This window comes from Paraburkholderia agricolaris, from assembly GCF_009455635.1.
Taxonomy (GTDB): domain Bacteria; phylum Pseudomonadota; class Gammaproteobacteria; order Burkholderiales; family Burkholderiaceae; genus Paraburkholderia; species Paraburkholderia agricolaris.
The window spans coordinates 2,852,017-2,876,289 of sequence record NZ_QPER01000001.1; the positions used below are offsets into that span (position 1 = coordinate 2,852,017).

The window sequence follows — 24,273 nt, forward strand, 5'->3', positions numbered from 1 at the left end:
CCCTCGCCTTGCATGTCAGCCTTGCATGTCAAAAAAAGGAAATCCATCGTGAATCCTAATCCGTCCGTCGCGCACGCGGCGTTCGAAACATCGGCGGTTCCCAACCGCCAGCGACCCATGCTGATCGGTTCAGCTTCCGTGAGCATCACGCGCAACGGCGACGAATGGCGCCTCGAGTCCGGCGAAGCGTTGTGCGACTATCCAGAACGCCTCACCGACCGTCTCGAGCGCGGCGCGCGGTCTCACCCGGACCGTCTGCTCGTCGCGCAACGCGATGCAAACGGCGACTGGATCGGCATCACGTACGCGCAGATGCTCGAACGCGCACGGGCAATCGGCCACGCGCTCATCGAACGCGGACTCAACGCTCAGCGTCCTGTCGCCATCCTGTCGGGAAACGATCTTGCGCACCTTCAGCTCGCACTCGGCGCGATGTGGGTGGGCGTGCCATATGCGCCCGTCTCGCCGGCCTATTCGCTCGTCTCACGGGACTATGCGAAGCTGCGCCACGTACTGGACGTGCTAACGCCTGGTCTCGTGTTCGCCGCGGACGGTTCCGCGTTTGCCGCCGCGATTCACGCAACCGTGCCGGCGAACGTGGAAGTCGCCATCGTTACCGGCGAGTGCAGGGGCCGCGACGCCACGCCGTTCGAATCGCTGCTCGCCACGCAACGCCCCTCGATCGAAACTGCGCACGATCTTGTAGACGGCGATACGATCGCCAAGATCCTGTTTACATCCGGTTCGACGTCGTTGCCCAAGGCGGTGCCGACCACCAACCGGATGCTCTGCAGCAACCAGCAGATGCTCACGCAGACGTTTCCGCAGTTCGAGGTCGAACCGCCCGTGCTCGTCGACTGGCTGCCGTGGAATCACACCTTCGGCGGCAGTCACAACGTAGGCATCGCGCTCTACAACGGCGGCACGCTCTATATCGACGACGGCAAGCCCGTTCCAGGCAAATTCGACGAGACGCTGCGCAACCTGCGCGACGTCGCGCCCACGGTCTACTTCAATGTGCCGAAAGGTTGGGAAGAACTGACTGCCGCGCTGGAAGTCGATGCGGCCCTGCGCGAACGCTTCTTTTCGCGGGTCAGGATGTACTTCTTTGCGGGCGCGGGGTTGTCGCAGGCGGCATGGAACAGGCTCGAACAGGTGACCGAGCGTTACTGCGGCGAGCGCATCCGGATCATGGCCGGACTCGGCATGACCGAGACATCGCCCTGCTGCCTTTTCACGACCGGTCCGCTCATGCAGGCGGGCTATGTCGGCCTGCCGGCGCCTGGATGCAGCGTCAAGCTGGTGCCGGAGGACGGCAAGCTGGAAGCGCGCTTCAAGGGGCCGCACGTCATGCAAGGCTATTGGCGGGCACACACGGGCATGAGTGCGGCTTCGTTCGATGAAGACGGCTATTACTGCAGCGGCGATGCGCTGCGCTTTGCGGATCCGCTGCACCCGGAGTTCGGTCTGATGTTCGACGGGCGCATTGCGGAAGATTTCAAGCTCAGCACCGGCACGTTCGTGAGCGTCGGGCCGATGCGCGCGCGCATCGTCTCGCAAGGGGCGCCATATATTCAGGACGTGGTCGTCACCGGACGCGATCGCAACACGGTAGGTGTGCTCGTGTTTCCACGTATCGATCTTTGCCGCACGCTCGCCGCGCTTGACGAATCGGTCAGTGTGCGCGAAGTACTTTGCTCTGTCGCGGTGCGGGCGTTCTTTGCCGACCTGCTTGCACGCCTGAATAGCGATTCGACCGGCAGCGCGAACTATATCGACGTCATGCGGCTGCTCGACGCGCCCCCTTCTCTTGATGCCGGCGAAGTCACCGACAAGGGTTCGCTCAACGTCAACGCGGTATTGACACGCCGTGCTTCGTTCGTCGATTCGATGTATGACGGCACGTCGGACGATCCGACCATACTTCGCGCCATGCGCTCACGCTGAGGGGTTCAAAGGTCTAGCGGGCCTTGCCCGCCCCCGCCCGGCCCCAATTGAAACCGGAACCAAACTGCAGCGCAGGCGCCCACTTCACGCACGCCTGAAAACTCAGCGCGGCGCCGCCGACGGCAAACAGAACCGGAATCAGAAAGTCGTGGCCCACGCGGGTAAATTCAAACATGAGAACCACCGCTGTTATCGGCATCTGCATCGATGCGGCCAGAAATGCCGTCGCGCCGACAACGGCAAACGCGCCCAAAGAAGCCCCCGGCCAGAACAGACTCCAGGCGCCGCCAAGCACGATCGCCAGCAACGCGCCATTTGCAAGCCCCGGCGTCAGCAGACCGCCCTCTGCCCCCGCGCGCAAACTGCTCACGGTAATCACCACCTTCAGCACCAGCAGCATGGCTGCGAGTGCGATCGTCAGGTTGCCGTCGAACGCCAGTCCCGCAGGACCTTTGCCATTACCGAGCAACTGCGGAAAGTGCATCGCCAGCACGCCGATGATCGCGAAGTTCAATAGCGACAACACCGGCAAGCGCCAATCCTTCGGCGCCTGGGCACGCGCGCGCTTCGTCACTTCCGTGAAACCCCACGCCGCGACGCCGAAAATCGGCCCGCACACCACCGACCAGACCACCAGCGCCGTACTCACCGTCAACGACGGCACCAGATACTGATGCTCGTTGCCCAGACCGAATTGCGCGACCAGCGCCGCCACTGCGGAGGTCACCACGGCAGGTACCAGGGCCTTCCAGCCGAAGGTGCCCAGCAGAACCTCGAGCACAAATACCGCGCCGCCGAGCGGCACGTTATAGACGGCGGCCAGACCCGCGCCGGCGCCGCATGCGACCATGATCCGGCTCTGCTCGACTGATAAGCCCGCGCGGTGCGACAGCCACCCGGCCAGTACCGAACCGATCTCGCGCGGCGCAACTTCGCGCCCGAGCGGCGAGCCGAGCGCCACGGTCACGATCTGCAGCAACGCATGCACGATCGTGCTCAGCATCGGCATACGCGGATCGTCGGACTTGACGGCCTGGCGAATGCTCACGAGTGGCCGCCCGAAGCGATACAACGCCCACCAGCCAAGCCCCGCCACCAGTCCGCAAAGCGTCAGGATCAGCAGACGGCGTTCAGGCTCAGCAGCGGTGACACCTTGCAGGAAACTCTCGCCGCTGATCAGTTGCGTCACGCTGTAGCCGTAGGCCAGGTGCTGAATGCCGTGCAGCAGCAACGCGAGCAGCATGCCGCCGAGGCCCGCGCCGATGCCGGTCAGCAAAGTGACCACGGCCATTGCCGCAAGGGGGTTGCGGGTACGCCGCCGTGGCGTCGAAATGAGTGATTTGACTGACATGGTGCGTCGACAGAAGCGCAATTAATGGGATAGCAGTCATCCTATTCCGCGTCGCAACATGAGTCCAATTGATTTTTCTGCTCGACTGATGCGGTTAACGCATATATTGTGCACGCCGTCCGCCTCACCGGAAACGTCAATGCCAAAGCCCATCCGGATCGCGAAAGCCGACGGGCATGCTTATCCGTCGGCACCGCCTCACGCTTTGTCCTGCCTTAACTCACGGATACGAAAAACATCGACACCACACACGCGACACCGACGAACCACACCAGCGAGCGTAGCGACGCCAGATTCGCCACATACAGCACGCCGTGCAGCACGCGCACGACGACAAAAGTAATCGCGAGCCAGTTGATCCATGGGTTGGCCCCGCCGGCCTGCCCGGCGGCGACGATTGCCGCGGTGAACATCGCCAGCGCCTCCCACGCGTTCTGATGCGCGGCGTAGGCTCGTGCGCGCCAGCCGTCGAGGCCCGCGAGATAAGTGCGCGGCGCGCCGTTGTCGTAGCGCTTGCTGACCTTCGCGAGCATGATCCACGGAAACGGCAGCACCACCACGATGAGCAGGCATAGATGCGGAATTGTCATTCTTCGGTCTCCCTGTATGCGCGGCGTGAATGCCGCGAGCCGCTGTTATACCCGCCGGCATCCGCCCCCGCCAACCTGAATCCCGCGAGGGCCGCCTCTACCCGCACGCGCAACCCGCAAGGCGGATTGCGCAAAGACTGCTTGTCTTCGCCAGATAAACATTACAAATAACAAACGGAATATCAAACACAATTAATACAATAATTACATTTTCCAGACATTTAGCATGCATTGGGATTCAGCCTGAAATTCGCTCCAGGGATTAATACGGATAAAGACGGGTTCAATCATGCAAGCGTTTAACGCTCGGCGTACACTCGCTCGAAGCCCACAGCACAGGGCACACGGGGCTGCAGAGCCGCCCGTCGTCAAACACGGGTTATTGGAGACTCAGGAGAACAATCAATGAGCTGGACACGGGAACAGAGAAACGTAACGATCGCCGCCTATCTGGGCTGGACCCTGGACGCATTCGATTTCTTTCTAATGGTGTTCGTATTGAAAGATATCGCGGCGGAGTTCAATACGAAAATCCCCACGGTTGCCTTCGGCATTATGCTGACCCTGATTATGCGTCCGCTCGGCGCGCTGATCTTCGGCTGGCTCGCCGACAAATACGGCCGTCGTCCCACGCTGATGGTCAACATCGCGTGCTTCTCGCTGCTGGAATTGCTGTCCGGCTTTTCGCCCAACCTGACCACCCTGCTCGTGCTGCGCGCCCTGTTCGGCATCGCGATGGGCGGCGAATGGGGTGTGGGCGGCGCGCTGACGATGGAAACCGTGCCGCCGAAATCGCGCGGCATTGTGTCGGGCCTCCTGCAAGCCGGCTATCCGAGCGGCTACCTGCTCGCTTCGGTCGTGTTCGGCGTCTTCTACCAATACATCGGCTGGCGCGGCATGTTCTTCGTCGGCGTGCTGCCGGCGCTGCTCGTGCTGTACGTGCGGGCGCACGTGCCGGAGTCGCCGGCTTTCAAGACGCTCGAGAAGAAAACGCGTCCGGGTCTCGTCGCCACATTGAAGCAGAACGTCGGCCTGTCGCTCTATGCGATCGTGCTGATGACCGCGTTCAACTTCTTCTCGCACGGTTCGCAGGATCTGTATCCGACCTTCCTGCGCGTGCAGCATCAGTTCGACGCGCATACGGTGTCGTGGATCACGATCACTCTGAACATCGGCGCGATTTGCGGCGGTCTGTTCTTCGGCTGGTTCTCGGAGAAGATCGGCCGCAAGCGCGCGATTTTCATCGCCGCATTGATCGCGTTGCCGGTATTGCCGCTGTGGGCGTTCTCGTCCACGCCCGTGCTGCTCGCAGCCGGTGCCTTCCTGATGCAGATCTCCGTGCAAGGCGCATGGGGTGTGATTCCGGTGCACCTGAACGAAATCTCGCCCGATGAAATCCGCGCGACGTTCCCGGGCCTCGTGTACCAGCTCGGCAATCTGATCGCGTCGGTCAACGGTCCGCTGCAGGCGAGCGCCGCCGAAGCGCATGGCAACAACTACGCGCTGATCATGGCAATCGTGATCGGTATCGTGGCGGTGGTGATCGCCGCGCTGATTCCGTTCAGCCGCGAACGCCGCGGCATCGACATGACGCAGTCGGCCAAGCAGGTCGCGGCACAGCTTTAAGCGTTCGAACTAAACAGCTATTTCGCCGGCGCGTTATCAGGCACAATAGCTGCGAAGGCGGGCTCGAACCGCCATGAGCAGATAAGCACCGCCAACGAGCGGCGCAGGCAACACAAAAAGCAAGGCCAACACAGGTAGCAAGCAATACGAGGCCGTTCCGATTTCGATCGGAACGGCCTTTTTTATTTCCGCGCGGTTTGACGTGCCCGCGTGCACTGGAAAGGCGGACCTTCGTCAGGTCTTCTAGAGGAGTTAGTCCACATCGAGTCCTTGATCGCAGTCCCCATCCTTCTTTATCCTGAAAAAAACGGCTGTTTCAAATAGTCATTTGAATCGCTTGTTTGCGGGCCGGATGCCCGGCAACTGGGAGACGCAAAATGGCAGTTCGCACAACAGGCCGGCATGCCGGCGACACGAAGTCCCGCATCCTCGACGCCGCTGAAACACTCTTCATCGAATGCGGCTATGAGGCCATGTCCCTGCGCCAGATTACTTCGCGTGCCGAAGTGAATCTCGCGGCGGTCAACTATCACTTCGGCAGCAAGGAATCGCTGATTCACTCGATGCTGTCGCGCCGGCTCGACCGGCTCAACCAGGAGCGGCTCAAGCTGCTCGACCGCTTCGACGAAATGCTCGGCGCGCGCCTGACCTGCGAGCATGTGCTCGGCGCGATGTTCATTCCGGCGTTGCGCCTGTCGCGCGATCCACGCGTTGGCGGCAAGGCGTTTCTGCGCTTGCTGGGGCGGGCTTATACGGATCCGTCAGCGTTCATTCGGGACTTTCTGAATGCGCATTACGAGTCGGTGGCGGTGCGCTTTTTCGACGCCTTCCAGCGTGCGCTGCCGCATCTGCCGCGCGAGGAGCTTGGCTGGCGTCTGCACTTCGCGATCGGCGCGCTGTCCGGCGTGCTGGCCGGCACCGATACCGACAGCCTGATTTCCGAGTTCTCGCAAGGCAAGTCGATGAACGATCTGCAACTGATCGCGCGTCTGGCTTCGCTGATGGTAGCCGCGCTGAAAGCACCGCTGCCGGACGGCTCGCAACTGGCCACGTTTGCCGCCGTACTCGGCGACGCCACCGAAAGCGCTCCCGAAGCTCAGGCAGAAGGCGCGAATCCTGCTGCCGGGGTAGCGGGTGCGCAGCCGGCGTCAGGCGGATCAGGTGAGTCTGGCGGATTCGATACGTCGTCGCCGGCGGTCTCGGACGGTGAACGCCGCGGTGGCGACGTTGAGGCGAGCTCGTTTCAGCCCGCGTTGCACGGCACGGCCTGACTGGAATCGAAGCGGATGCGGACGGCGCCGCGATGGGCCATCCGCGTGCAAAAACATGAATGAATACCGCCTATCCGAGCAGCACGTCTAAGTCCCGCACCTAAACAACGTCACGCTGTCGAACTGAAAACACGACACGAAAAACGCGCCAGGGGCGCCATGCAAAAGCGCCCCGGGCACGCGACGTAGCAGCAACACCGCCAGTTGGAAGATCAATAGAACGCGAGCCGTCCGCGACCCGTGGATGCGTTCGCACGCACCATCGAAACAGGAGGAAACGTCATGCCGTGGTTCATCCTAGTGCTCGTCATTGCCGCTCTGGCGCTCGTCTACGTTCAGGCGCGCGCCTCATGGTGGCTTGCCTTCATGATCGTCTGGGTGGCGGCCGCGCATGTCAGCGGAGCGGCGGGGCCGGTGGCGACGACGGTGCTCGCGATCGTGTTCGTGCTCCCCGCGCTCGTCCTCACGCTCAAACCGCTGCGCCGTACGTGGCTCACGAAACCCGTGCTCGACATCTTCCGCAAGATCCTGCCTGAGATGTCGCCGACCGAGCGCGACGCCATCGAAGCCGGCACCGTCTGGTGGGACGCCCAGCTGTTCTCCGGACGCCCGCACTGGGACACCTTGCTCGGCTACGGCCCGGCCACGCTCACCGCCGAGGAACAAGCGTTTCTCGACGTCGAATGCGAGCGCCTGTGCGATCTGGCGAACGACTGGGAAACCACCATGGTGTGGCAGGATCTGTCGCCGGAAACCTGGCAATACATCAAGGAACGCGGCTTTCTCGGCGTGATCATTCCGAAGCAGTACGGCGGCAAACAGTTCTCCGCTTACGCGCATTCGCAGGTCATCATGAAGCTCTCCACGCGCTGCTCGGCGGCCGCCGTTTCGGTGATGGTGCCGAACTCGCTCGGCCCGGCCGAACTGCTGATGCACTACGGCACCGAAGAGCAGAAGAACCACTATCTGCCGCGCCTCGCGCGTGGCGAGGATATCCCCTGCTTCGCGTTGACGAGCCCTTACGCGGGCTCGGATGCCGCCGCGATTCCCGACGTCGGCATTGTCTGCAAGGGGACTTTTGAAGGCCGCGAAACGCTGGGTTTTCGCGTCACGTGGGACAAGCGCTACATCACGCTCGGACCGATCGCGACCGTGCTCGGCCTCGCGTTCCGCGCGCTCGATCCTGACCACCTGCTCGGCTCGAATGACGAACCCGGCATCACCTGCGCGCTGATTCCGACCGATCATCCGGGCGTCAACATCGGCCGCCGTCACTGGCCGCTGAACGCGGTGTTCCAGAACGGCCCGAACTCCGGCAAAGACGTCTTCATTCCGCTCGACTGGGTAATCGGCGGACGCGCGCAGGTGGGCAACGGCTGGCGCATGCTGATGGAATGTCTCGCCGCGGGCCGCGCGATTTCGCTGCCGTCGTCGAATGTGGGGATGGCGAAGATCGCCGTGCGCGGCACCGGCGCCTATGCCGCGATTCGCCGCCAGTTCCGTACCGCCGTCGGCAAATTCGAGGGCGTGCAGGAAGCACTCGGCCGCATGGGCGGCAATCTCTATGTGATGGACGCCGCGCGCCGCCTGTCCGCGCATGCGGTGGACCTCGGCGAAAAACCCTCGGTGATTTCGGCGATCGCCAAGTATCACATCACTGAACGCGCCCGCATGGTCATCAACGACGGCATGGACGTCGCCGCCGGCAAGGGCATCTGCATGGGTCCGTCGAACTTTCTCGCGCGCGCCTATCAGCAGGTGCCGATTGCGATCACCGTGGAAGGCGCGAACATCCTCACGCGTTGCCTGATCATCTTCGGCCAGGGGGCGATTCGCTGTCATCCGTATGTGCTGAAGGAAATGGAAGCCACGCGCGAAACGGATCGCGCCAAGGCGCTGCGCGATTTCGATGCGGCCTTCTTCGGCCACGTCAGCTTCACGCTCTCGAACGTGGTGCGCAGTTTCGTGTACGGCATCACGGGCGGTGCATTCATCGTCAAGCCGCGCACGGCGTACGCACCGCTGCTGCCGTACTACCGCGCGGCGACCCGAATCTCCACCGCGTTCGCCTTGCTCGCGGACGTCTCCATGTTCGTGCTCGGCGGCGACCTGAAACGGCGTGAGCGCATTTCGGGGCGTCTGGGCGACGTGCTCTCGCAGCTCTACCTGATCTCCGCGACGCTCAAGCGTTTCGAAGACGAAGGCCGCCAGGCAGAAGATCTGCCGCTGGTGCGCTGGGGCGTCGAAGACTCGCTGTACAAGGCCCAACACGCGCTCGACGGCGTGCTCGCCAACTACCCGAATCGCGTCGCCGCGGCGCTGGTGCGCGCGCTGGCATTCCCGTTCGGCCTGCCGCATCGCGAGCCGTCCGACCGCCTCGGCACCGAGATCGCGGAACTGATGCAAACGCCGGGCGCGGCGCGCAACCGCCTCGTATCCGACTCGTACGTCCCACATCCCGATGTCGATGCGCTGGGCTACGGCGAGCTCGTATTCGAGCTGAACCCACGCTTCACGGAGATCGACCAGAAACTGCGTGAAGCGGTCAAGCAAGGTTTGCTTGAACCGATGCCGCAAAGCTTGCCGCAACTGGCCGCGTGGACCGACGCTGCCCTGCACAAAGGCCTGATCGACGCCGACGATCGCCGAGTGCTGGAAGACTACGCGAAGTATGGCGCGCAAGTCGTGCAGGTCGACGACTTCCCGCCGGACTTCGACATGCTCGCCAACTTGCAGAAGCGCAAGGACGCGCTCGAAAAAGCGCTGGAACTCGCGGCCTGAGTGCCTTAAAAAAACATCCGGGCCGGGCACACGCAGATGCCCCAAACTGGGTGCACACTGACACACGTCCGGGGTCTCCCCGGAGCGATCTCCTTCGGGCGTGGCCAGCGGAGCAACGAACAATATGAACGACTCTTATCTGAACTTCGTCAATTCGCCCTTCGGCGCGCGCCTCGCGCGCTCGCTGGGCTTACCGAAGCCTGAGGTCCTGCGCCGCTATCGGGCGGACCGGCCCGAGTTCGACGGCCTGATCGCGATCGGCGCGGGCCGCGAACCGCATCTGCTCGACGCGCTCGCGAATCTCGTGGCGAGCGTCGGCATGACCAGCGTCGCGCATGAAAGCGCCGGGCTGTGGGTGCCGCTCGCGAATCGCCATGGTCTGATGACGGGCCGTTTCGAGGCAGCGGAGCCCGGTTCGCAGGGCAAGCTCGCCGCCCTGCTGTTCGATGCGAGCGGCATCGAAGACAGCAGCCAGCTCGAACCGCTGCATGGTTTCTTCCACGATACGCTGCGCTCGCTTGGCAAGTGCGGCCGCATTGTCGTGCTGGGCCGGCCGCCGGAAGCCTGCGCGAACCCGCGCCAATGGACCGCACAACGCGCGCTTGAGGGTCTCGTGCGTTCGCTCGGCAAGGAAGCGCGGCGCGGCATTACCGCGAATCTCGTCTATGTGGAAAAAGGTGCCGAGCACGGTATCGAAGCGACGCTGCGATTCTTTCTGTCGCCGCGTTCCGCGTATGTGTCGGGCCAGGTGGTACGGATCGGCGTGCCGGCTAGCACAGGAGCTGGGGCCGGGACCGCGGCCTGGCCGCCGTTCGACTGGAAACAACCGCTCGCGGGCCGGCGCGCCGTGGTCACCGGCGCCGCGCGCGGCATCGGCGCGTCGATTGCGGGCGTGCTCGCCGAGCAAGGCGCGCACGTGATCGGCATCGACATCCCTTCGGCACGCGAGGCGCTCGATTCGACCATGCGCCAGTTGAACGGCACCGCCCTCGCCTTCGACATCGCCGCGCCCGAAGCGCCCGCGCAGATCGCCGCGGCGCTCGACGAGCAAGGCGTGGATATCGTCGTGCATAACGCCGGCATCACCAAGGACAAAACCATCGCGAAGATGACCGACGCCGCGTGGCAAAGCGTAATCGACATCAACCTGTCCGCGCAGGAGCGGATCGACGACGCCCTGCTCGCAGCCGGTATCCTGCGCGACGGCGGCCGTATCATCGGCGTGTCTTCGATCAGCGGTATTGCCGGCAATCTCGGCCAGACCAATTACGCCACCTCCAAAGCCGGTGTGATCGGGCGGGTGCAAAGCATGGCGCCGCATCTGCGCGCGCGCGGCATCACGATCAACGCGGTTGCGCCCGGCTTTATCGAAACGCAGATGACCGCGAAGATTCCGCTGACCATCCGCGAAGCCGGCCGCCGGATGAATTCGATGAGCCAGGGCGGCCAGCCGGTGGACGTGGCGCAGACCATCGCGTGGCTCGCGCATCCGGGATCGGCGGGCGTGAGCGGCCAGATCGTGCGCGTGTGCGGACAAAGCCTGATTGGAGCATGAGCATGGGTGAGCCGGGTGATCCGTTCCGGAGCGCTCACGCAGCGAGCGCGGGCCGTCCGAAGACCGTCGTCATCGAACCTTTGCCCACGCCGGCGAAGCTGTATGGGCGCGCGTTGTCGGGCATCGTCAAACGCGGGCGCGAAGCGCACTTGCCGGCGTTGCGCCTCGTGCGCCCCGCCGTGACCCTGGACCCGGGGTCGATCTGGCGTTATTCGCAGGTCTGCGGCTTCATCCCCGAGCACGGCGTGCCGCTCACGTATCCGCATCTGCTGGCTTTCCCGCTGCATCTGCTGATGCTGACGGATCCGGCGTTTCCGTGGCCGGCGCTCGGCCTCGTGCATCTGGCGAACCACGTGCGGCTACGCCGGCCGCTCACTTACAAGGACACGTTGCGCATCGAGGTGGAATTCGGTGCGCTGCTGCGTCACGACAAGGGTCAGGCGTTCGTGCTGCATACGCGCATGTACCGCCGCGGTGAAGCAGTATGGGATGGCGACAGTGTCTATCTGAAACGCGGCGTGCCGGCGAGCGGCAGCCGGCTCGATCCGCTGGAACTCGCACCCGATGGGCTGGAACGCATCTCGCGCTGGCAACTGCCGCCGCAGCTGGGGCGCGACTATGCGCGTGCGTCCGGCGACTACAACCCGATTCACCTGAGCGCGCTATCCGCGAAGGTATTCGGCTTTCCGCGCGCCATTGCACATGGCATGTGGACGCTGGCGCGCGCCGCCGCCGCGCTGCAACCGCCAAAGCCGCTCGCCGAAGCCACGCTCTCCGCCGAATTCAAAGTGCCGATGCTGCTGCCCGGCGAAGCGACGCTGTGGAGCGCATCGCCTTCGCTGATCGAGCGCGACATCGAGGTACGCGACATTGCCGGGGAAAAACCGCATTTGCGCGGCCGCATGCAATGGAAACTGCTATGACACGCCAACCTGACCGGACCGTACCGGCGCGTCACCTCGCTCGCACCGGCTGCACTATCCGCACAATCCGATAACCAGAGAACGATCCAAAGGAGCCGAGCATGTCCAACCCGCAGCCCGCCGTGCGCCGCGTCGCCATCATCGGCGGCAACCGGATTCCGTTTGCCCGCTCGAACACCGCTTACGCGACCGCGTCGAATCAGGACATGCTGACCTTCACGCTGCAAGGCCTGATCGACCGCTATAACCTGCACGGCGAACGCCTGGGCGAAGTCGCAGCGGGCGCCGTCATCAAGCACTCGCGCGACTTCAATCTGACGCGCGAAGCGGTGCTGTCCACCACGCTTGCGAAGGAAACGCCGGCCTATGACGTGCAGCAGGCCTGCGGCACCGGGTTGGAAGCGGCCATTCTGGTTGCCAACAAAATCGCCCTCGGACAGATCGAAGCGGGGATCGCGGGCGGTGTCGACACGACCTCCGATGCGCCGATCGGCGTCAACGAACGCATGCGCAAGATCCTGCTCGAGGCGAATCGCGGCAAAAGCACCGGCCAACGTGTCGGCGCGCTGGCCAAGCTGCGGCCGGGCATGTTTTTCAAACCGCTGTTGCCTCGTAACGGCGAGCCGCGCACCGGGCTTTCGATGGGCGAGCATTGCGAACTGATGGCCAAGCGCTGGAACATCTCGCGCGAAGCGCAGGACGTGCTCGCTTACGACAGCCACCGCAAGCTCAGCGAGGCGTATGCGCGCGGCTTCCTTAACGATCTGATGACGCCGTACCGTGGCCTTGCGCGTGACAACAATCTGCGCTCCGACCTGACGCTCGAAAAACTCGCCGGTCTGAAGCCGGTATTCGATCGCGACGCCGGCACGCTGACGGCCGGCAATTCCACGCCGCTGACCGACGGCGCCTCCGCCGTGCTGCTGGCAAGCGAAGAATGGGCGGCCAGACATGGGCTGCCGGTGCTGGCGTATCTGAGCTGGTCCGAAACCGCCGCCGTCGACTTTTTCGACAAGAAAGAAGGCCTGCTGATGGCGCCCGCCTATGCGGTGCCGCGTATGCTGGCGCGCGCCGGGCTCACCTTGCAGGACTTCGACTTGTATGAAATTCACGAAGCCTTCGCAGCGCAGGTGTTGTGCACGCTCACAGCGTGGCAGGATGACGAATATTGCCGAACGCAACTCGGCTTGCCGGGGCCACTCGGCGCGATCGATCGGGCAAAATTGAATGTGAACGGCAGCTCGCTCGCTACCGGCCATCCGTTTGCGGCGACGGGTGGCCGCATCGTCGCGGGACTCGCGAAAATGCTGGCGCAACTCGACAAGCCGGCCGGCACGGCACGCGGGCTGATCTCGATCTGCGCCGCGGGCGGCCAGGGCGTGGTGGCGATTCTAGAACGCTGAGCGTCGTGCTTCAGTGAATGCCCTGTTTCGAAGCTTGCTGCAATGAGCGCGCTGCTTATTGCTTTCATTGCTGCTTTGATGACTGCATGACTGGCTGTAAAGCCAGCACACAAACAGATGAAGCCCCGGCTTCAGGAGACGACCGATGACCCAGCCCACGCAAACCCAGTTCTCGTCCGCCGCCGTATCCACAGCGCCCGCGCATACGGCGGACCAGGCGCCCGGTCAAACGCCTGGACAGGCGACAAATCATGCGCCCAACACCGACGGCATCTGGTACGCGTCGTATCCGGCCGACGTGCCTCATGAGATCGACGTCAACCAGTACGAATCCGTCGTGCAGTTCTTCGACGAATGTATTGCGCAGTTCCGCGAGCGCGTCGCGTACGTGAGCGTCGGCGCGGACATGACCTATGGCGAACTCGGCCGCAAGGCCGCGGCATTCGCCGCGTATCTGCAAGGCATCGGCGTGAAATCCGGCGAGCGCGTCGCGATCATGCTGCCGAACACGTTTCAGTATCCGGTGTCGCTGTTCGGTGTGCTGAAAGCCGGCGGCGTGGTCGTCAACGTCAATCCGCTCTATACGGTGCGCGAGCTTGCGCATCAGTTGAAGGACAGCGGCGCGCAAACCATCATCGTGTTCGAGAACTTTGCGAAGACCGTTGAGGATGCGTTGCCCGGCACCAAGGTGCAGAACGTGATCGTGACGGGTCTGGGCGATCTGCTCGCCGACGGTCTGAATCTGAAGGGGCGTCTGCTCAATTTCATGCTGCGCCACGTCAAGAAGATGGTGCCGCCGTACAACCTGCCGAAAGCGGTGCCGCTGCTCGACGCGCTTTCGATCGGTTACACGCGGCCGCTGACACCCGTGCACCCCACTCACAACGACATCGCCTTCCTGCAATACACCGGCGGCACCACCGGCGTGGCCAAAGGTGCGATGCTCACGCACAAGAACATCATCGCCAACCTGTTGCAGGCAAAAGCGTGGTCCGAAGGCCAGTTGAGCGGCGAGATCGAAACAGTGCTGACACCGCTGCCGCTCTATCACATCTATTCGCTGACCGTGAACGCGTTGATCTTCATGGGACTCGGCGGACGCAATATTCTGATCGCCAATCCGCGCGACATGAAGCGCGTGATGATGATCATCCGTCACGAGAAATTCACCGGCATGACGGCCGTCAACACACTCTACAACGCGTTCCTCGATAACGAGGAGTTCTGCAAACGTGATTTCTCGAACCTGAAGCTCGCGATGGCCGGCGGCATGGCCACGCAGAAGTCGGTCGCCGATCGATTCAAGGCGGTCACCGGCAAGCCGATCATCGAAGGCTATGGGCTGACCGAGTGCTCGCCGATCGTCTCGATGAATCCCGTGGATCTCACCAATCTGCGCGACTTCGAAGGCTCGATCGGTCTGCCCGCGCCGTCCACGCAGGTGCGCTTCAGGAAAGACGACGGCACGTGGGCCAACATCGGTGAAGCGGGCGAGCTGTGCGTGAAGGGGCCACAGGTCATGAAAGGCTACTGGAATCGCCCGGAAGAAACCGCCAAGGCAATCGACGACGACGGCTGGCTTGCCACCGGCGACATCGGTGTGATGGACTCGCGCGGCTTCATCCGTTTGATCGACAGGAAGAAAGACATGATCCTGGTGTCGGGCTTTAACGTCTATCCGAACGAAGTCGAAGACGTGATCGCGACGCTTCCGGATGTGCGCGAAGTCGCCGCAATCGGCGTGCCCGATGAAGCGCAAGGCGAACGGGTGAAGGTGTTTATCGTCAAGCGCAATCCGGCGCTGACCGCGGAACAGGTGATCGCTCACTGCCGCAAGAATCTCACGGGGTACAAGGTGCCGAAGCTCGTCGAGTTTCGCGACGAGCTGCCGCAAACCAATGTCGGCAAGATTCTGCGCCGCGCGCTGCGCGACGAGGAACTCGCGAAGCAAAAACCTGCCTGACAGGCTAGGCGTGCGCTATCACGCCGGCCATCCTTTCGGAGAGATTCATGAAGCACAGCACGTCCTCAGACTTGAACCGCTCGTCGGTCTTCATGCGTCTCACTCGTTTTTCATCGGCGGCCACCCCGTTGGGGGCCTCCCTGACTGCTTCATTACGTACGCTTTCATCTCGTGGACTGCTGATCGGTGCGCTGGCGGCCAGCGCCGCCATGCTCGCGCCGCCGACGTTCGCGCAGAACGACGACACCCCGCCCGCGCTCGATACCGCCAGTGCCGTGAAGGCGCCCACCACGCCGTCCTCGCAGGTCGGCAAGCTTACGCTCGATCAGCAGGTCAAGTGGCTGCGCGCCGCGCAACAAAGCGGCGCCATGGAGAAGCTCGACGACGCACAACTGGTCGCCCTGTTCCAGTCGCTCGATCCGCTTGCGCTGCCGCGTTACATCAAGGAAGGGCCGAACGGCTACCCGTCTTACGAGTTCGTCATGTCACGCTCGGAACGCATTCACGGTCAATGGCCCGACAAGCCCGATCATATGCTGGTGCGCTTAGCCCACGATCCGCTGCGAATCTACGCGAAGTGGCTGCCCGACGGCGCGCACGCCGGCCAGGAAATCATCTACGACGAATCCAAACGCACCGACGAAATGTACGGTCATCTCGGCGGCATCATGAATGTGATGCCGCTATGGACCTCAGTGACCGGCGCCCTCGCCCGTGCGCAGTCGAACCACCAGGTGCGCGATCTCGGCACCGAGTACATTGCCAACCAGTACCTTGCCGAAGGCAAGAAATATATCGAGGCCGGCTTGCCGCGCTCGACCCAGGTGGAAGTAAAAACGATCGACGGCGTGCGCGTGGTTGCCTTCACCTTTGAAACGCCGACCGGTCAGCCGCAGTTCTATGCGAAGAAAGAAACACTCGGGCTCGATCTGCGGCATCCGTATTTCCGTACCGTCGAGTCCTATAACAACGACGGCAAGATCTTCGAGAAGATCGTCTTCGAAAGCATCACGCCTAAAACCTTCGACGACTCGACCTTCGATCCGAACAACAAGGCCTATAAGTTCTAGCGGATAAAGCGCGGCGTCAGCACGAAAGTGACATGCCCAACCTGCGCAATGGGCCCCGCACCCTGCTCGCTGCCACGCTCGACCATCTGGCCTACGCGGATGGCAAGCTGCTTGAGCACGAAGTAATCGGACGCGCGTGTGAAACCGATCAACGACGCGGGCGATTGCGCTGACGTTTGCCTGAGACGCGGCGCCAGGGTGGTGTACCAGAGCACGCCGATATCGTCGCCCGTTTCGAAGACAGGCAGCTTCATCTGCGCGACGTAGTCGGCGAATGCGGGGCCGCCCGCAAGGGTGGAATCGATCACCGCAAGCGTATCGCGGCGAGCGGCTGCCTGCGCGAGCCACGGCCACACACCGCCTGCCGCGCTCGAAAGCCATGCGCCGGTCATCATGAAAGCGCGTCGGTCCATGATCTTAGGTGTAGCCTCGCCGGTCGCGCCACGCCGCCGGCCAGATGCCTTGCTTGCCCGGCGCGAGAATGCCGTTCGGGTCGAGTGCGTCCTTGATCGTTTCCGATAGCCGCAGCAACGCGCCGTCGTTGAAACTGTACTGCGCCGCGGCGAAATCCATATACGCGAGATGCGCGCGATATTCGCCGTAGCCCGCGGCGCGCGCATCGCTCATCAACGAACGCAGTAATGCACCGGCCTGCTCGACCTGGCTCGCGTCGTCGCGGTCGAAAATCGCTGCGAAAATGTGATGCAGATGACGCATGCCCGCCGTAAAGCCGCCGTAGTAATCGAAGCCGTATTCCGCCGCACGCGTCTTGACCATCGTGTACTGGCGCAGCGCATCGCGTCCGCTCGCCGGACACACCGGTGCGAAATCCACATGGGCGCCCGCGCCGCCGCGCCAGTCGAGCATGCGAAACGCGCTCATCGCGGGGATGCCGGCCATATTGCGGTCGCCGCCCGCCGTGGGTTGCGCATCGCCCGCATAGCGAGCGGCCGAGAGTTTCGCCTGTGGCACGTGGGCGAATGCGCGCTGCACGATCGCATAGTGCGCATCGATCAGTTCAGGCGTGCCGTATAGCGCGAAATGCAGATTCCAGCGGCCCACATTCAGCTTGTCGAGCATCGCCGCCACCGCGCTCTCGGGCATCGCGCCCTTGCCTTCGTACCACTGTTGACGTGCCGACAATCCGGCGGCCCGGCGCAACCCGCCCTCGATCACGGCGTGATTGCGGATCGTTTCATCGAGCCGCAATGGCCGCAGAATATCGACGATCGTTTCGAGATCCGCTTCGTGTCGAAACTGGATTTCGCCGAGCAGATACGCGGGCGGCGCCGGCATCAGCCAGACGCCGAGCTTGGTGACGATGCCGTAGTTCGACTGCATGAACATCGCGTCGAAGGAAGGTCCATAGCCCGGTTGAAACAGTTGCCACGCGGTGCCGATTTCGATGCCACCCATGCCGGTGCGCAGCACGTCGCCGTTCGCGAGTACCACTTCCATGCCGCACTGCGCCGCCGCATGATCGCCGTACGCGGTATAGCCGAAGCCGCGCTCGAGCGTATTGCCGACTACGCTGCCCCAACCCGCCGCGGGCGGATCGACCCACAGCCTGTAGCCGTGTTCGCGCAGATGCGCGTACAGATCGAAGTAGCTGACACCCGGTTCGACCAGCGCGTAGGCAAGCGTCTCGTTCACTTCGATGATGCGGTTCATGCGCTGCAAATCGAGCACGACCGACCCCGCCAGTCGCGGCGCGGCGCCACCGTACGCGAAGTTGCGTCCGGTCGAGACCGTCCATAACGGAATGCGAAATTGATTGGCAATCCGCAACACTGCACGAATTTCGTCGACGGATGCGGGCAGCAGCGCGGCGGACGCCGAGAACGCTTCGCGCTCGCCGGGTGCGAACGGATCGAGATACGCGGCGAGCCCGGCGGCCGAAGTGATCACCTGCGGCTCACCGAGAATCGCGCGCCAGCCCGCGAGCGCGCGATCGAACCCGGCGGCGGAAACCTTCGGCGGCAGGCTGCGCGTCAAGGTATCTCCCTTGCGGCCAGGCGCGCAGGCGCAGGCACGGGCGTAGACGCAGACGCCGGCAAGCTAGCGGCGCATCCCACCGCCGCCAGCGCCGCCGTGCGACATGCCGCTCCATACGTGCGTCGGCGCGCCACCATGCCAGGTGCCGCCATGCACGCCCATTCCGTACGATCCGTGGCCATAACGCACATGATCCATGTGATGAAAATGATGAAAGCGGTCGACGAAAATGACCGACACGCCAGCAGCGAATACCACCGGCGGTCCCCAGTACCATGGATCGTAGTAATACACCGGAGCCGGGCCGAAGGCCAGCGCGCCAGCGTCGTCTTCGACGATCTGCCAGCTGCCGTCCGGCTGCAGGCACGCCCGCCCGCCGACCTGCTGGACGACACCGTCGATCTCCGTCTGACCCACGACGAAGCGGCACGTCGACGCATCGTTCAACGGCGCATTCGCGTCTGTTTGCGCCGCGACCGGCGTCGCACAAACAGCGCACAGGCACAGACACGCTACGCCGGAACACAGCCTGATGCCGGATTGATGAAAAGTACGCATGATTTCACTACCTCGACGCGCCGGCGTTGCGACTCGCAAAAAGCGCGTCGGCACCGTAAAGACCCCGTCGGTTCGCCTCGCATGAGACCGTGCCGTCGCGGCGCATACGCAAGTGCCGGGCAACAGGGTCCTGCAGCGAGTAAACGAAGCGCCGCGCGGCGCTATTCCTGCAGCATGGGCGGCTGCCACACGTTTCTGTTACGACGTGTTGCACGCGATATCTCAGGGCTGAGGTGGGCCTGGCGCTGGCGCCTGGCGTGCTTCCGGCGCTACTGCCAGGTTTCCGGTTTGCCGCCGAGCGCGCTGCACACTTCGATCGCGATCGAGCGCAGCTTGTCCTCCGCAATCGGCCCGGACAACGCATAACCCATACGGTCGCTGACCCAGTAGAAGGTCCGGCGGTTGCCGTCGCGGAACAGGCGGAAGGCGGTTTCGTCGCGAGAAATACCCGTGATGTACAGCGTGAGCCGCTCGCCGCTGCGATTTTCGTACATGAACTGCGCGGCCGGTCCCGCTTCGCCGGGCAACAACCGCCCCCCCACCAGCGAATAACCGTACTCCTGCAACGACGGCACCGACAGCGGCCGGTTCAGGCGCTTGGACAGCCAGCTGATCAGATGCTCTTCCTCGTTCGCGGCGACTTCAACAGGATGACGCTGCTCGGGCGTGTACACGGCATAGGCGATGTCGGCGCGCTCGGCAAAGCTCGGCGGCTGGCCGCCCAAGCCGTTCCACGCGCCGCCCGTCAGACGCGGCGCAAGCGGCCCGAGCGCGAGCGCCAGACCCGCGCCGGCCGCGAGCCAGCACGCGGCGAGGCCGGCGCGCTGCCACCACGGCGTCGGCCGCCGCACCACGATGAAGGCCGGCTCGCCGGCGTCGCTCTGCTCCGTACCGCCAGCGCTTGCGCCGTGCCCATCGAGTTCGGGCTCACGGTTGCGCGTCGATGCCCCGCACAGCGCCTGCAGCGCCGCTTTCTGCGCGCGCCACGCGGCCACCCGGGCGGCCGCCTGAGGTTGCCGGCTGAGTTGCGCCTCGATCGCGGCGTGCTCGGCAGGCGGCAACTCGCCGTCGACAAATGCCGACAGCATTCGCAGATCGGGCCCCTCAGGCAAGCTGGAATCGTGGTCGTTATTCATCACGGATTTCTCACTACTTTCAGCGGCGGGACTTTACGCGCCAACCCCACGGCGTCGCCTTCGAGCGGCCCATCCGTCATCAGCACGCGCATGTGTTCCCGCGCGCGCGACAACCGCGACATCACCGTGCCGATCGGTACGCCGAGCGCCTTCGACGCTTCCTGATATGACAGTTCCTCCACGCAAACCAGCAGCAGCACTTCGCGTTGTTCGACCGGCAGGCAATACAGCGCGCGCTGCAGATCGCGCAATACCAGGCCATCGACCTCGCCATGCGGTGCTTCGAGATTGCGCCATGGCGCGCTTTCGTCGTCGACGGCAATCTCGCGACGGCCGCGCAACTGATCGATGTAAAGATGCCGCAGGATGGTCAGCAGCCACGCCCGCAAGTTGCTGTTCGGACGGAACGCCGCCCAGCGGGCGAACGCGCGCTCCGCCGTATCCTGCACGAGGTCGTCGGCCCACGCGCGGTCGCCCGTCAGCGCGCGCGCATAGCGGCGCAGCTGCGGGAGCCACGAAATCACTTCGGCTTCGAAATTCACCCGGCGCGGCAACGCTCAGTAGCCGCCGGTGCTACCTGAGTTGCCACTGCTGCCCGAGGCGCTGTTGTCGGTCGCGGCGGAGGTGCAGGCGCTGGTGGCAAGCGAGCCGAGCGCGAGCGCCAGCAGCACGAAAGCAGCGGAGAAAATCCGGGATAATTTCATGGTGAGTCTCCTGATGAATACCCGGCCGGCGCCTGCAAGCCGGGAATCCTGCCGGCCACGTGCGATATGCAGCGCCGCCATGCCTGGATTAACGCGAGCAGACGGTGATTTATTCCACATACGGCGGTATCAGGCACTTTCTTTTTCCGCCAACCGCATCGGGCGCACCCAAGCGCGGGTCCGACCGAGCGCGACCGAAGAAAGGGCTATTCGTCCGCAGATTCGTAACTCAACGTTACAGTCAATAGTTATCAGATGCTTATGTGCGCGCAAGCCGTTATAGTGGACGGAGTTCGGCCGCCGACGCGTTCCGCCCCCACACAGGGTAGAATCGCGGCGAACAACCGTTTTACCTAACCTGAATTGTCCATGGCTTCCGCAGAATCGCATCCGCAAAACGATTTCATGAACGCTGCGCGCAAAGAACGAAAGCGCGTCGAGATTTACCTTGTCAACGGCATTCGTCTGACGGGGTGTATCGAGTCGTTCGATCAGTATCTGGTGATGCTGCGCACGCCTGTCGGCCTGCAAGGCATCTACAAGCGCGCGATCTCGACGATCCAGCTCGACACCGGCACCCGTCCGGCACCGCGAGCCGGACGGCCTTCGCACGGCGAGCACACCACGCGCGGCCCGCACGGTTCGCGTGAACCGCGCGACCATCGTGAGCCGCGCGAACCGCGTGAACCGCGCGAGTCGTACGGCGCGCCGGCCTCGGATCGCCCCGCGCCCGATCGTAGCAGCAGCACGTCCGACGGTCCGGTGGTGGTAACACGCCGCCGGCGCCTGTTCGGCACGGGCGGCGGCGACAATGGCAACCATGGCGGCGGCAATCATGGTGGCAACGGCGGCGGCAACGAATAAACCGCCGCCGCAGCGGCCTGGCTACTCCGACGGATAGCCGAGCCGCTGCAAAATCTTCTCCAGCCGCATTACCTGCAAGTCCGTCAGCTCAAATCCGCCTTTGACCGCCAGCACGCGGCGCCGCCAGTACCCGGCGTCCAGCATGCGCAGTGCCGGTTGCCGTGTCGCCCAATCCAGATGTTCCAGCTCGGCTTCCACCACGTGTGACGCGTTGAAGCGCTGCGCGCGCGGAGCGTTTTTTCGGTCCATTTCGTTCGCTGCCTTGGTGTTCGCTGCTTCTGTTTGCTCCCCTCCCGAGCCGGATGCTGCCCTGTTGCCCGTTCACGGTATGCCGTGCGGTCTGCCGGCTGGTGTGGCCGGCGGATGCTTTTTGTTGTCAGGCGACACTCGGAAAACGACTTGATGCGGGATGGTTTTAACTTTTGTTTTTTTCTGTTGTTTTGTTGTCTGGTTTCTTGGGGTTTTGGATTTGAAGGAACTGTCTGCCGGAGAGTGGTCTGGTCGTTCGGCTGATGCACGGCTGATGCTCGGCTGATGCTCGCGTGAGCTCGCTTTGCGCTATGCTGAACTGTTGGCTTTTCTTCTAACGGAGCACGTTATGACCAAGCAGAAGCAACAGGCATCTCATCCCAAAGAAACTGCCTGTTAGCGCCGATGTAAAAATGACCCTGGCGCCGAAGTAAACCTGACCCACCTGGGAGACGATGGCGGATTTTGCCGCCGATGCTGACTCAGGAGCAAGCAGTGGAAATCAAGGTATTGGCCCGGCGTGGGACGGCGGTGCGCGAGATAGCGAGGCAAACAGGTTTATCGCGCATTACTGTGCGACGCTATCTGAGGAACGAGCAGGCTAGCCGCTACAGCCAGCGTGAGCCGCGAGCAACGAAGCTCGACCCGTTCAAGGACTATCTGCTGGAGCGCGTCGCCGCCGCGCGGCCGCACTGGATTCCGGCAACGGTTCTGCTACGCGAATTGCAGGAAGCTGGATACGAAGGCGGCATCAGTCAGCTCAAGGCGTTTCTGGTGCCCCACAAGCGTCCCGAAGTCGAACCGGTGGTGCGCTTCGAGACTGCGCCCGGCAAGCAGATGCAGGCCGATTTCACCGTTATCCGGCGTGGACGCGAGCCATTGCTCGCGCTGGTCGCGACGATGGGTTACAGCCGCGCGAGCTTCGTGCGGTTCACCGCGCGCGAGGACGCCGCGACGCTTTGCGAATGCCTGCGCGAAGCGCTCGTGTACTTCGGGGGCACGCCGGAGCATGTGTTGTTCGACAACGCGAAGTCCGTGGTCATCGAGCGCGATGCATTCGGCGAGGGCCAGCATCGGTGGAATACGCAGTTGCTGGCGCTGGCGGAAACCTATGGGTTCACGCCGAAGGTGTGTCGTCCGTATCGCGCGAAGACCAAGGGCAAGGTCGAACGGTTCAACCGCTATCTCAAGGAGAGCTTCGTTGTGCCCCTTGCCGCGACGCTCAGGTCGTCAGGGTTGAAGCTGGACGTTGAGGCCGCCAACGCGCACATCGGCCGATGGCTGTCAGAAATTGCCAACGTGCGCCGTCACGCGACGACGGGTGAGCGTCCAGCGGTGCTGCTTGCAACCGAGCAGGCGGCGCTTCTTCCGTTGCCGACGCAGGCACCTGCGCTCGCTGTGCCGGACAACCGCCGGGTGCTGCCACGCGAGAGCCTGCAACACCCGCTGGCGGTCTACGACGCGTTGCTGGAGGTCGCCGCATGAATCTGCAACATGAACGGATTGCCGCGCTGTGCGTGCAACTCAAACTCGATTGCATCGCTACCGACTGGGCGCCGCTCGCACAACGCACCGCAACGACTGATTCGAGTATGGCCGACTTCCTTGAACAGCTTCTGCAAGCGGAGCTCGGCGCGCGCGAGCAGCGCAAGCGTCAGGTTCTGACAAAGCTGGCGGCGTTGCCGGGCGTCAAGACGCTTGAGCAATACGACTTCGCCTTCGCCAGCGGCGCGCCGCGTGCGCAGATTCAGGAACTGGCGAGCCTGGCGTTCATCGAGCGTGCAGAGAATGTCGTGCTGCTCGGACCATCGGGGGTCGGCAAGACACATATTGCGACCTCGCTTGCGTATCGTGCGGCGCAAGCGGGCATCAAGACGCGGTTCATCACGGCCGCCGACCTGATGATGCAACTGGCCGCCGCGCGACAGCAGAACCGCTTGCGGGAATTCTTCAATCGAGCGGTCATCGGACCCAGGCTGCTCGTTATCGACGAAATCGGCTACCTCCCATTCGGACGCGAAGAGGCAAACCTGTTCTTCAATGTCGTCGCGAAACGCTATGAGCGCGGTTCAGTCGTCTTGACCAGCAACCTGCCGTTCACGCAGTGGGCGACGGCCTTCGCTGACGACCAGACGCTGACAGCGGCGATGCTCGACAGGCTTTTACATCACGCCCATATCGTGCAAATCAGCGGTGAGAGCTATCGATTGAAGGACAAGAGAAAGGCGGGACAAACAGGTACGCGGGCAAGCGCGAAAGCAGCCGCGTGATACAGGACCCGGGTGGG

At 63.3% G+C, this 24,273-nt stretch carries 21 protein-coding genes; 12 read left to right on the plus strand and 9 right to left on the minus strand.

The window, feature by feature from the left end:
* Positions 1-48: 48 nt before the first annotated feature.
* On the plus strand, positions 49-1,947 hold the full coding sequence (locus tag GH665_RS12640) for a feruloyl-CoA synthase (protein WP_425496035.1): 1,899 nt from the start codon (positions 49-51) through the stop codon (positions 1,945-1,947).
* Positions 1,948-1,960: 13 nt separating this feature from the next.
* Here GH665_RS12640 and GH665_RS12645 read toward each other — a convergent pair whose 3' ends face one another.
* The gene (locus GH665_RS12645; protein WP_153136147.1) at positions 1,961-3,298 is read right to left on the minus strand and encodes a chloride channel protein; all 1,338 of its coding nucleotides are present in this window, start codon (positions 3,296-3,298) and stop codon (positions 1,961-1,963) included.
* Positions 3,299-3,513: 215 nt separating this feature from the next.
* Complete coding sequence (locus GH665_RS12650; protein WP_153136148.1) at positions 3,514-3,888, minus strand: MAPEG family protein; 375 nt, start codon at positions 3,886-3,888, stop codon at positions 3,514-3,516.
* 405 nt (positions 3,889-4,293) lie between these two features.
* Here GH665_RS12650 and GH665_RS12655 point away from each other — a divergent pair, with 405 nt between their 5' ends.
* The 8 genes from GH665_RS12655 (at position 4,294) to GH665_RS12690 (ending at position 16,480) form a co-directional block, all read left to right on the plus strand.
* On the plus strand, positions 4,294-5,514 hold the full coding sequence (locus GH665_RS12655; protein ID WP_153136149.1) for an MFS transporter: 1,221 nt from the start codon (positions 4,294-4,296) through the stop codon (positions 5,512-5,514).
* 377 nt (positions 5,515-5,891) lie between these two features.
* A complete protein-coding gene (locus GH665_RS12660; protein WP_153136150.1) occupies positions 5,892-6,785 on the plus strand; it encodes a TetR/AcrR family transcriptional regulator in 894 nt (297 codons plus the stop codon).
* A 282-nt stretch (positions 6,786-7,067) separates the two neighbouring features.
* Entirely contained in the window at positions 7,068-9,566 is a 2,499-nt protein-coding gene (locus GH665_RS12665) for an acyl-CoA dehydrogenase (RefSeq protein ID WP_153136151.1), read from the plus strand.
* Positions 9,567-9,690: 124 nt separating this feature from the next.
* The gene (locus GH665_RS12670; protein ID WP_153136152.1) at positions 9,691-11,121 is read left to right on the plus strand and encodes a 3-oxoacyl-ACP reductase; all 1,431 of its coding nucleotides are present in this window, start codon (positions 9,691-9,693) and stop codon (positions 11,119-11,121) included.
* A 2-nt stretch (positions 11,122-11,123) separates the two neighbouring features.
* On the plus strand, positions 11,124-12,044 hold the full coding sequence (locus tag GH665_RS12675) for a MaoC/PaaZ C-terminal domain-containing protein (protein ID WP_153136153.1): 921 nt from the start codon (positions 11,124-11,126) through the stop codon (positions 12,042-12,044).
* 101 nt (positions 12,045-12,145) lie between these two features.
* Positions 12,146-13,447, plus strand: a complete 1,302-nt coding sequence (locus GH665_RS12680) for an acetyl-CoA C-acetyltransferase (protein WP_153136154.1) — start codon at positions 12,146-12,148, stop codon at positions 13,445-13,447.
* A gap of 145 nt (positions 13,448-13,592) precedes the next feature.
* The gene (locus GH665_RS12685; protein ID WP_153136155.1) at positions 13,593-15,410 is read left to right on the plus strand and encodes an AMP-binding protein; all 1,818 of its coding nucleotides are present in this window, start codon (positions 13,593-13,595) and stop codon (positions 15,408-15,410) included.
* 209 nt (positions 15,411-15,619) lie between these two features.
* Positions 15,620-16,480, plus strand: a complete 861-nt coding sequence (locus GH665_RS12690) for a DUF1571 domain-containing protein (RefSeq protein WP_246216293.1) — start codon at positions 15,620-15,622, stop codon at positions 16,478-16,480.
* Here the strand turns inward: GH665_RS12690 and GH665_RS12695 are convergent.
* The 6 genes from GH665_RS12695 to GH665_RS38740 form a co-directional block, all read right to left on the minus strand.
* Entirely contained in the window at positions 16,477-16,893 is a 417-nt protein-coding gene (locus tag GH665_RS12695) for a hypothetical protein (protein WP_153136156.1), read from the minus strand. The two genes, GH665_RS12690 and GH665_RS12695, sit on opposite strands and share 4 nt — an antisense overlap.
* A 4-nt stretch (positions 16,894-16,897) precedes the next feature.
* Positions 16,898-18,475, minus strand: a complete 1,578-nt coding sequence (locus GH665_RS12700; protein ID WP_153136157.1) for an FAD-binding oxidoreductase — start codon at positions 18,473-18,475, stop codon at positions 16,898-16,900.
* Positions 18,476-18,538: 63 nt separating this feature from the next.
* Positions 18,539-19,033 (minus strand): hypothetical protein, encoded by a 495-nt coding sequence (locus tag GH665_RS12705; RefSeq protein ID WP_153136158.1) that lies wholly within the window; start codon positions 19,031-19,033, stop codon positions 18,539-18,541.
* A gap of 269 nt (positions 19,034-19,302) precedes the next feature.
* Complete coding sequence (locus GH665_RS12710; RefSeq protein ID WP_153136159.1) at positions 19,303-20,169, minus strand: anti-sigma factor; 867 nt, start codon at positions 20,167-20,169, stop codon at positions 19,303-19,305.
* Positions 20,169-20,711, minus strand: a complete 543-nt coding sequence (locus tag GH665_RS12715) for a sigma-70 family RNA polymerase sigma factor (RefSeq protein WP_153136160.1) — start codon at positions 20,709-20,711, stop codon at positions 20,169-20,171. Before GH665_RS12715 ends, GH665_RS12710 begins: the two co-directional genes overlap by 1 nt.
* 15 nt (positions 20,712-20,726) lie before the next feature.
* On the minus strand, positions 20,727-20,873 hold the full coding sequence (locus GH665_RS38740; protein ID WP_167530944.1) for a hypothetical protein: 147 nt from the start codon (positions 20,871-20,873) through the stop codon (positions 20,727-20,729).
* A 369-nt stretch (positions 20,874-21,242) separates the two neighbouring features.
* Here GH665_RS38740 and hfq point away from each other — a divergent pair, with 369 nt between their 5' ends.
* Positions 21,243-21,737, plus strand: coding sequence for an RNA chaperone Hfq (gene hfq / locus GH665_RS12720; protein WP_028198017.1), 495 nt, complete (start codon positions 21,243-21,245; stop codon positions 21,735-21,737).
* Positions 21,738-21,758: 21 nt separating this feature from the next.
* Here hfq and GH665_RS12725 read toward each other — a convergent pair whose 3' ends face one another.
* Positions 21,759-21,986: a hypothetical protein gene (locus GH665_RS12725; RefSeq protein ID WP_153136161.1), complete on the minus strand. Its 228-nt coding sequence runs from the start codon at positions 21,984-21,986 to the stop codon at positions 21,759-21,761.
* Positions 21,987-22,460: 474 nt separating this feature from the next.
* On the opposite strand from GH665_RS12725, the gene istA reads away from it, so the two are divergent.
* Together istA and istB are read left to right on the plus strand one after the other, a co-directional pair.
* Positions 22,461-23,471: an IS21 family transposase gene (istA, locus tag GH665_RS12730; RefSeq protein ID WP_153135355.1), complete on the plus strand. Its 1,011-nt coding sequence runs from the start codon at positions 22,461-22,463 to the stop codon at positions 23,469-23,471.
* Positions 23,468-24,256, plus strand: a complete 789-nt coding sequence (istB, locus tag GH665_RS12735; RefSeq protein WP_153135354.1) for an IS21-like element helper ATPase IstB — start codon at positions 23,468-23,470, stop codon at positions 24,254-24,256. The genes istA and istB overlap by 4 nt, the downstream gene beginning before the upstream one ends.
* Positions 24,257-24,273 lie beyond the last annotated feature (17 nt).

Coding starts and splice junctions, on each gene's coding strand:
- GH665_RS12670 (WP_153136152.1), top strand. CDS start 9,691: ATGAACGACTCTTATCTGAACTTCGTCAATTCGCCCTTCGGCGCGCGC.
- GH665_RS12690 (WP_246216293.1), top strand. CDS start 15,620: ATGCTCGCGCCGCCGACGTTCGCGCAGAACGACGACACCCCGCCCGCG.
- GH665_RS38740 (WP_167530944.1), bottom strand. CDS start 20,873: ATGAAATTATCCCGGATTTTCTCCGCTGCTTTCGTGCTGCTGGCGCTC.
- GH665_RS12665 (WP_153136151.1), top strand. CDS start 7,068: ATGCCGTGGTTCATCCTAGTGCTCGTCATTGCCGCTCTGGCGCTCGTC.
- GH665_RS12645 (WP_153136147.1), bottom strand. CDS start 3,298: ATGTCAGTCAAATCACTCATTTCGACGCCACGGCGGCGTACCCGCAAC.
- GH665_RS12655 (WP_153136149.1), top strand. CDS start 4,294: ATGAGCTGGACACGGGAACAGAGAAACGTAACGATCGCCGCCTATCTG.
- GH665_RS12685 (WP_153136155.1), top strand. CDS start 13,593: ATGACCCAGCCCACGCAAACCCAGTTCTCGTCCGCCGCCGTATCCACA.
- GH665_RS12675 (WP_153136153.1), top strand. CDS start 11,124: ATGGGTGAGCCGGGTGATCCGTTCCGGAGCGCTCACGCAGCGAGCGCG.
- GH665_RS12725 (WP_153136161.1), bottom strand. CDS start 21,986: ATGGACCGAAAAAACGCTCCGCGCGCGCAGCGCTTCAACGCGTCACAC.
- GH665_RS12710 (WP_153136159.1), bottom strand. CDS start 20,169: ATGAATAACGACCACGATTCCAGCTTGCCTGAGGGGCCCGATCTGCGA.
- istA (WP_153135355.1), top strand. CDS start 22,461: ATGCTGACTCAGGAGCAAGCAGTGGAAATCAAGGTATTGGCCCGGCGT.
- hfq (WP_028198017.1), top strand. CDS start 21,243: ATGGCTTCCGCAGAATCGCATCCGCAAAACGATTTCATGAACGCTGCG.
- GH665_RS12705 (WP_153136158.1), bottom strand. CDS start 19,033: ATGCGTACTTTTCATCAATCCGGCATCAGGCTGTGTTCCGGCGTAGCG.
- GH665_RS12650 (WP_153136148.1), bottom strand. CDS start 3,888: ATGACAATTCCGCATCTATGCCTGCTCATCGTGGTGGTGCTGCCGTTT.
- istB (WP_153135354.1), top strand. CDS start 23,468: ATGAATCTGCAACATGAACGGATTGCCGCGCTGTGCGTGCAACTCAAA.
- GH665_RS12680 (WP_153136154.1), top strand. CDS start 12,146: ATGTCCAACCCGCAGCCCGCCGTGCGCCGCGTCGCCATCATCGGCGGC.
- GH665_RS12695 (WP_153136156.1), bottom strand. CDS start 16,893: ATGGACCGACGCGCTTTCATGATGACCGGCGCATGGCTTTCGAGCGCG.
- GH665_RS12660 (WP_153136150.1), top strand. CDS start 5,892: ATGGCAGTTCGCACAACAGGCCGGCATGCCGGCGACACGAAGTCCCGC.